The 6,360-nt window shown below is 74.7% G+C and carries 5 protein-coding genes and 1 pseudogene; 4 read left to right on the top strand and 2 right to left on the bottom strand.

The genetic code is table 11. From position 1 onward, the window contains the following. Window positions 1-56 precede the first annotated feature (56 nt). Window positions 57-581, top strand: coding sequence for a GNAT family N-acetyltransferase (locus AB0K09_RS28080; protein WP_366068214.1), 525 nt, complete (start codon window positions 57-59; stop codon window positions 579-581). A 20-nt stretch (window positions 582-601) separates the two neighbouring features. Here AB0K09_RS28080 and AB0K09_RS28075 read toward each other — a convergent pair whose 3' ends face one another. After that, a complete protein-coding gene (locus AB0K09_RS28075) occupies window positions 602-1,597 on the bottom strand; it encodes an MBL fold metallo-hydrolase (protein WP_366068213.1) in 996 nt (331 codons plus the stop codon). Window positions 1,598-1,682: 85 nt separating this feature from the next. After that, window positions 1,683-2,891, bottom strand: coding sequence for an aminotransferase class I/II-fold pyridoxal phosphate-dependent enzyme (locus tag AB0K09_RS28070; RefSeq protein ID WP_366068212.1), 1,209 nt, complete (start codon window positions 2,889-2,891; stop codon window positions 1,683-1,685). A gap of 233 nt (window positions 2,892-3,124) precedes the next feature. Here AB0K09_RS28070 and AB0K09_RS28065 point away from each other — a divergent pair, with 233 nt between their 5' ends. The 3 genes and pseudogenes from AB0K09_RS28065 to AB0K09_RS28055 all read left to right on the top strand — a co-directional run. Further along, window positions 3,125-3,943, top strand: a complete 819-nt coding sequence (locus AB0K09_RS28065) for a methyltransferase domain-containing protein (protein ID WP_366068211.1) — start codon at window positions 3,125-3,127, stop codon at window positions 3,941-3,943. Window positions 3,944-3,988: 45 nt separating this feature from the next. Continuing rightward, window positions 3,989-4,384, top strand: coding sequence for a VOC family protein (locus AB0K09_RS28060; RefSeq protein ID WP_366068210.1), 396 nt, complete (start codon window positions 3,989-3,991; stop codon window positions 4,382-4,384). A gap of 119 nt (window positions 4,385-4,503) precedes the next feature. After that, window positions 4,504-6,360: pseudogene (locus AB0K09_RS28055) on the top strand (ATP-binding protein); the annotation flags it as partial.

Genomic DNA, 6,360 nt, shown 5'->3' with positions numbered 1-6,360 from the left:
ACGGAATCCGTCAGCTTCCCGGTGGCTTTCGCGGGGCCCCGGGGGAGCATGTCGGCATGACCCTCCTCCGGACACCCCGACTGACGCTGCGCCGCTGGCGTGAGGACGACCTCGAGCCGATGGCGGCCATTCACGCCGACCCCGAGGTCATGCGGTGGATCGGCGACGGATCCGTGCAGGACCGTGAGCAGACCGCGGCGTGCCTCGCCGCGTGGGAGCGGGAGTGGGAGGAGCGCGGGGTCGGCCCGTTCGCGGCCGAGTGCCGGCAGAGCCGGCGGCTCGCGGGGATGGTCGGCCTGTCCGTGCCGGATTTCCTCCCCGAGATCCTGCCGGCGGTGGAGATCGGCTGGCGCCTCGGCCGGCCCTTCTGGGGGCACGGGCTGGCGACCGAAGCAGCGCACGCCGTCCTGGACTTCGCGCTGCGCGACCGAGGACTGGCCCGCGTGGTGAGCGTGCACGCCGTCGGCGACACCGCCTCCGAAGGCGTTGTGCGCAAGCTCGGCATGCGCCGCGAGCGCGAGACGACGCACCCGGCGTGCGGGGTGCCGCTGCGCGTGCACGTCATCGAGGCCCGGTCGTAGCGGCGGGGCACGGGTCCGCGTCAGAGCACGCGTGACGCCCCGACCGGCAGGTCCCAGAGGTCCTCGCGGGGGCGGCCCGCCGCGTCCCAGGCGGCGCGTACCCGGTGCAGTGGTTCCAGGGGTGGTTCGGCCGAGAGCAGGAACGTCGACCAGTGCATGGTCGCCATGACCCGGGCGCCCAGGTCCTGGCAGGCCCGTACGGCCTCCTCCGGATCGGTGTGGACGGGGCCGAGCATCCAGCGCGGGTCGTACGCGCCGATCGGCAGCAGCGCGAGATCGATGCCGGCGTAGCGCTCGCCGATGCGTTCGAACCAGAAGCCGTAGCCGGTGTCGCCCGCGAAGTACACGCGCTGCCCGCTCGGCGCGGTGAGCACCCAGCCGCCCCACAGCGAGCGGCAGGTGTCGGTGAGGGTGCGCTTGCTCCAGTGGTGGGCGGGGACGAAGTCGAACCGGACCGGGCCGGCCGGGCCCGGCAGTTCGACGGCCTCCCACCAGTCGAGCTCGGTGACGTGGGTGAAGCGGCGGCGGCGTGCCCAGGCGGCCAGGCCGGCGGGGAGGAAGAGATGGGTGTGGCGCGGGAGCCTGCGCAGGGTGGGCAGGTCGAGGTGGTCGTAGTGGTTGTGGCTGATGACGACGGCGTCGACTCTCGGCAGGTCCTCCCAGCGCACCCCGACGGGGGTGATGCGCGGCGGGGTGCCGAGGATGCGGCGGGACCACACCGGGTCGGTCAGTACGGTCAGACCGCCGACGCGCAGGATCCAGCTCGCGTGGCCGGCCCAGGTCGCGGCGACGGTGCCGGCGTCGACGGCGGGCAGGGGGCCGGGGGAGAAGGGCAGTTCGGGGATCTGCAGCAGCGCCTGCACGCTGGGGCGCAGCCGCCCCTCGCGGGCGAGCCGGGCGAGGGCGCGGACGCCGGGGAGCGGTGCGGTGAGACGGTCGGTGAACGACCGGGGCCAGGTGCGGATCTCGCCGAGGGGGCGGGGTTCCGCGAGGGGGCGCTCGGTCTGTTCGGTCATCTGTGGGCTCCATTCGTGGGGAACCGTGGGGGTGCGGCGCGCGGGTCCCGCGTGACGGCGCGGCGGCACGTTCCTCGACGGTAGATCAGGTACCGGCGAGTTCACTGAACGCCGTTCCAAAAATGGACAACGCCGCCGCGACTTCGGGCGAGGTCAGGGGGTCGGCCGCGTCGAGGGCCCGTTGCCGCTGCTCGTCGGAGGGGCCCAGCAGCGGCAGGGCGGAGAGGCGGACGCGCAGGTCGTCCGGCGCGTCGCCGAAGCGGTGCCCGCCCGGCACCGGATGGCCCAGCGCGGCGGTGAGATGCGTCTCCAGGTCGACGGAGTCGGTGATGCCGCGGGCGGCCAGCACGTCCCGCAGTTCGCCGAGGTCGGCGTAGAGGTGGGGGCCGGTGCGCGGCGGCCGGAACAGCACCCCGGCGGCGGCCAGCGGCCGGTGCAGCGCGCCGGCCACGGAGCCGTAGAGCCGGGCGGCCGCCCGCACGCGGTCCCGCACGGGCGCGGGCTCGGCCAGTGCGTAGTGCGCCGCGGCGGCGAGCGGGGGCGGCAGTTCCGCCCGGAGTGCCGAGAGCACGGAGAGCACGCGGGTGCGCAGGGCGCGGTCCTGGCCGGCGACCGGGAAACGGGCCACGGCCAAGGGCCAGGCGGCCGGGGCGAGGACGGGGCCGAGGTCGGTGAGGACGACGACCCGGTCGGGGGCCATCTCGGCGGGGCCGACGAAGACCGCGCCGGGGCCGTCGTGGCAGGCGTCGCGCAGGCTCTCGTCGCTGACGATCGTCAGCCCCTCGTCGGCGGCGGCCTCGCACACCTCGTGCAGCAGCTCCGGCGGGGCGACGGTGCCGGTGGTGTCGTCGGCGACCGACAGGACGAGGAAGCGCGGCCGCCCGCCCTCGGCGCGGATGCGGCGCACGGTCTCCAGCAGCGCGAAGGGGTCCGGGACGCCGCCGCACTCGGCGGGCACGGGCACGTGGTAGGCGAGCCGGCCCGCCAGCCGGGCGATGGGGCTGTACCAGGCGGCGCACGGCCGGGTCAGCAGCACCTCGCCGCCCGCCGAGGCGAACAGGGCCAGCAGCAGCGGCGTGCCGCCGGGCGCGGCGAGGACGTCGGCGGGGTCGGTGTGCAGCCCGCGCCGCGCCCAGTAGCCGGCGGCGGCGCCGCGCAGCTCCGCGCCGCCGCCGACCGGTTCCGGCGCGGCCCGGCCGGCCGCCTCCGCCAGCCGGGCCGCGAGCTCGGGCAGGACGGGCAGACCGCGCTCGGATGCCGGGAGAGCGGGCGGTGCCGGGGAGCCGGTCTGCATCCGTCCGTACCTCCGTCCCCGCCCCCGGCCGCGGTCCCTTGCCGTCCCGCTGGGTGTCCTGCTTTTTCGCTTCTTGTCAGCTTCCCAGATCCCCCGGGGCCCGCGCGGGCCGACACGGGCGGCCGGGTGACGATTTCGTCCCGGGATATGAGACGGCTCTCTCGCCCACCGAGATGACGGGCGTACGGTGGAGCCGTCCGGGGTTCCACGCCCGCCGAGGGGAGACCACGCGCATGCCGCACGAGCAGCGGGACACCGCCGTCTACGTCCATGGCCATCACGAATCCGTCCTGCGCTCGCACAGCCGGCGCACGGCCGCCGACTCCGCCGCCTACCTGCTGCCCGCGCTCGCACCCGACCAGGCGATCCTCGACATCGGCTGCGGCCCCGGCACCATCACCGCCGACCTGGCCGCGCTCGTCCCGCACGGGCGGGTGACCGGGCTGGACGCGGCGCCGGGCATCCTGGCGCGGGCCCGTGCCGTCGCCCGTGAACGCGGCCTGGACAACACCGACTTCGTCACCGGCGACGTCCTCGCGCTGGACTTCCCGGACGCGTCCTTCGACGTGGTCCACGCGCACCAGGTGCTCCAGCATGTCGGCGACCCGGTGGGGGCGCTGCGCGAGATGCGGCGCGTGTGCCGGCCCGGCGGGATCGTCGCCGTCCGCGACGCGGACTACACGGCCATGACGTGGTACCCGCGTGTCCCCGGTCTGGAGGAATGGCTGGGCCTCTACCGGAGGGTCGCCCGTGCGGGTGGTGGCGAGCCCGACGCCGGGCGCCGGCTGCTGTCCTGGGCCCGGCGGGCCGGGCTGACCGACGTCACCGCCACCGCGAGCACCTGGTGCTTCGCGGACGCCGCCACGCGCGCCTGGTGGAGCGGGCTGTGGGCGGACCGCACGGTGGCGTCCGACTACGCCCGGCTGGCCGTGGACGGCGGCCACGCCGGCCGCGGTGACCTGGAGCGGATCGCCGCCGCGTGGCGGGAGTGGGGACGCCGGGAGGACGCGTGGTTCGCCGTGCTCCACGGCGAACTGCTCTGCCGCGTCTGAGCCTTGGCGGCCTGTGTCCGCCCGCCGCCAACTAGCCTGGTTTCCATGAACATTCTGGGGACTTCGCTGCGGGTGTGCGTCGGTGACCTGGAGCCGGCGATCGCCGTGTACGAGCGCCTCACCGGCGCCGAGGCGGTGCGCTCCCGGCGCGGGGGAGTGGCGGTGGCGGCGGTCGGGTGCTTCTTCCTGATGTGCGGACCGGAGGCCGAACTCTCCGTCCTGCGCAAGATCAAGGCGACGCTCGCGGTGCCGGACGTGGACGAGGCGGTCGCCGACCTGCGGGCGGTGGGAGCCGAGATCATCGCCGGCCCGGTGGCCACGCCGATCGGCCGGAACGTGGTGGCCCGCCACCCGGACGGATCGGTGTTCGAATATGTGGACCGGGTGCCGGTGCGCGGCGCCCGAGGATTCGACTTCGGCGGCGAACACCGCGCACGATGAAATGACGGGGGCGGGGTTCCTTCCTCCGATCGGCGCCTTCGACGGCACCGCCCGATCGGCCCCGCCTGATCGGCACCGTCCGAGCGTGCCTTCCGACCGGCAAGGGCGGCTGATGCGCCATGAACTACGCCATCAGACATCCCGACGGCAAGGTCGTACCGCGGGGCGGGCCCCGGCTGGTCCGCCCGAGGCGCTGGCTCTCGGGCGGCTCGGGGGCCGTGGCGCGGTGCGTACGGCGGTTCCGCGTCCGGCTGGCCGCCCGCACCAAGGTCGCCCCGCCGCGGCGGTGGTGGGCGAAGGTGTCGGTGACCACCTTCTTCCAGCGGCTCTCGTTCGCGGCCGTCCTCGTCGTCGGGGCGTGGGTGGGGTCGGCGCTCTACGCGGTCTTCGAGAGTACGAAGTCACCGCTTCAACAATGGTGTTCGCAAACGGGTTCCGGCTGCGCCGACCTCTATGGATTCCTCGCGCCGTTCCTGAGCATCGGGATGGCGACGGCGCTCTTCCTGGTCGTGCAGTCGTTCGCCGTGTGGCGGCCGCTGAGCAGACGGGCCAGGAAGGACCCGCGGAGCCTCGTCCCGACGGCCGGGCCGGCGGTCGAGAACGTGGTCGGGCGGCGGGAGATGTGCCGGATCATCGCGCGGGGGCTGCGCGACCGCCGCATCAGACGGCCGTATCTCCTCGTCGGCGGCGTGGGGACCGGCAAGACGTCGGTGCTCGTGGAACTCACCCGGACGCTGGCCCGGAAGGGCGCCGTCCCCGTCCCGATCCGGCTGCGCGACGTCGACCTGGACGACCCGCGGCTGGACTTCGGGGACATGGCCATGAAGCGTTTCTGTGACGAGGTCGACCGCGGCGTGCTGTCCAGCCGGCAGAGCGAGCGGGTGTGGCGCCAGCTGTGCATGGACGACAAGGCCGTGATCCTCGCCGACGGCCTGGAGGAGACGTTCGCGGAGGGCGAGAAGCAGAAGCAGCGCGACATCCAGATCCGCCACGCGATCCGGCGCGCCGAGCGGCAGCACATCCCGCTGGTGATCGCCTCCCGGCCCCACGCGCCGCTGGAGGGAACGGACGCCGCGATCATCGATCTGGAGCCGCTCAGCGAGGAGGCGGCCCTGGAGTACCTCCAGGGGTCCCACGGGGGGACGGACGGTCACCGCATGGACTGGATCGTCGAGACGGCGGCCGTCTCCGAGTCCCCGCTCTACCTCCAGATCACGCGAGAGCTGCGGGACCATCACCTCCTCGAACATCCGAGTGGACCGAAGCGTTCGACGGAGCTGGACACCCGGAGCGCCGACCGCGCGGGACTGCAACTGCGGCTGCTGGAGACCTGGCGGCGCGCCCTGGCCCAGGGGCGCATCCACGGCGAGGTCGCGCTGGACGAGCGCAGCCGCGAGGCCACCATCGAAGTCCTCTCCGCACTGGCCGGCATCGGGCTGCTGCGGGACCGCCTGGAGGTCGCGTTCGACGACCTCATCGGGCCGGACCGGCAGGACGACGACGCCGCCACGACGGGCGGGGGAAAGCCCGGGCCCGTCCCGGGGCCGCCGTTCCCGGAGATCTGGCGGGGACTCGCCGACAGGCTGCGGGACTGCCCCGAGCAGGCGGACACGCACCGGTGCCGGACCTTCCTCTCCCTGTGCGCCACCCATGGCGAACGCCTCGGCCTGGTGGAGGCCCGGGGCGAGCGGGTGCGCTTCCCCCACAGCATCGTCCAGGCCTACCTCGGCTCCCGCTACGTCCATATCGCCCGGCACGCGCGCCTCGGCGGCGCGCTGCGGGAACCGGGGCCCGGCCGGGAGCTGCTCATCGCGCTGGTCCTGAACTCCCGGGCCGCCCCCCGCGACCCCGGTCGGCGCGAGGTCGTGGACCTGCTCCTCGGGGAGGCCGCGCGGCGTACGGACGCCAAGGCCCTCGACCTCTACGCCGCCGCCCTCGACATCGACAGGATCACGGGTGCCGCCGGGCACATGAAG

It is taken from the genome of Streptomyces sp. NPDC049577, from assembly GCF_040675635.1.
Taxonomy (GTDB): domain Bacteria; phylum Actinomycetota; class Actinomycetes; order Streptomycetales; family Streptomycetaceae; genus Streptomyces.
The sequence above is the reverse complement of the archived record's forward strand: the minus strand, read 5'-3'. Positions and strand labels throughout refer to the sequence as shown.

Bases quoted from the DNA above. Each gene is read 5' to 3' on its own strand.
- AB0K09_RS28080 (WP_366068214.1), top strand. From the start codon at position 57: ATGACCCTCCTCCGGACACCCCGACTGACGCTGCGCCGCTGGCGTGAG.
- AB0K09_RS28075 (WP_366068213.1), bottom strand. From the start codon at position 1,597: ATGACCGAACAGACCGAGCGCCCCCTCGCGGAACCCCGCCCCCTCGGC.
- AB0K09_RS28070 (WP_366068212.1), bottom strand. From the start codon at position 2,891: ATGCAGACCGGCTCCCCGGCACCGCCCGCTCTCCCGGCATCCGAGCGC.
- AB0K09_RS28065 (WP_366068211.1), top strand. From the start codon at position 3,125: ATGCCGCACGAGCAGCGGGACACCGCCGTCTACGTCCATGGCCATCAC.
- AB0K09_RS28060 (WP_366068210.1), top strand. From the start codon at position 3,989: ATGAACATTCTGGGGACTTCGCTGCGGGTGTGCGTCGGTGACCTGGAG.